Source organism: Nonomuraea recticatena (assembly GCF_039533245.1).
Taxonomy (GTDB): Bacteria; Actinomycetota; Actinomycetes; order Streptosporangiales; family Streptosporangiaceae; genus Nonomuraea; species Nonomuraea roseola.
On record NZ_BAAATE010000155.1, the window covers coordinates 1 to 706 of the forward strand.

General features: G+C 67.0%; 2 protein-coding genes. Both read right to left on the bottom strand.

Annotation, left to right across the window (positions count from 1 at the left end; all coding sequences use genetic code 11):
• Nucleotides 1-153: 153 nt before the first annotated feature.
• On the bottom strand, nt 154-387 hold the full coding sequence (locus ABFX50_RS50890) for a hypothetical protein (RefSeq protein ID WP_346158542.1): 234 nt from the start codon (nt 385-387) through the stop codon (nt 154-156).
• 11 nt (nt 388-398) lie between these two features.
• Nucleotides 399-706, bottom strand: a 308-nt coding sequence (locus ABFX50_RS50895) for a hypothetical protein (protein WP_346158543.1), incomplete at its 5' end; no start/stop codon positions are given.

The window sequence follows — 706 nt, forward strand, 5'->3', positions numbered from 1 at the left end:
TGCTGCAAGGAGTCTAGGGCCGGGAGGTCATCTGAGCAGGTCGAAGCAGCGCCGATTTCCCGGCTCGCTGGCCGGTTCTCCGTCCGCCTTGATGGCGTTGCGGAAGGCCCTGATGAACTGCTCCTTCGGTGCCTCGATGAGTGCGCTGGCGGCCTACGGCGGCGGCGTCGGGGGCGCTTCCAGCCCTTCGTCGGCAGCCCACTCCTCGGCGATCTGCCGCTGCTCCCAGTACTCCCATGCGCGGCTGGCCGGCGGGATCGTGACGCGGTAGGCGCCGTCGGCGGGTTTGCGCTTGGTCTGGCGCTCCTCGAGGAGGTCGAGCACCCGGTCGACCTTGCGGTGGAGTTCGGCGCAGCACTCCGGGTATTCGGTGTGGTTGGTGTGCATGGTGTTCTCCGTTAGCTGGTGGATTCGGCGGCGATGACGGTCGGAGTGATCGCGCCGACGGTGATGAACTCGTAGGTCTTGCCGATCTCGATGGAGCGGTAGAGCTCGATCGAGTCCCATGCGCCACGGAGCAGGACGTCGGCAACGTGGAGGTCGCCGCAGTCGGCGGTATGGAGCTGGTAGGCGCGCACGTTGCCATCCATGCCGTAGACCTGCCGCTTGTCGGTGACGGTGCAGTTCAGGGTGTCCTCGGTCGCTTGGTAGTAGCCAGCGCAGGCCGCGCTGAAGGCGAGGGTGGCGCTGGCGGTGAGGATGGCCT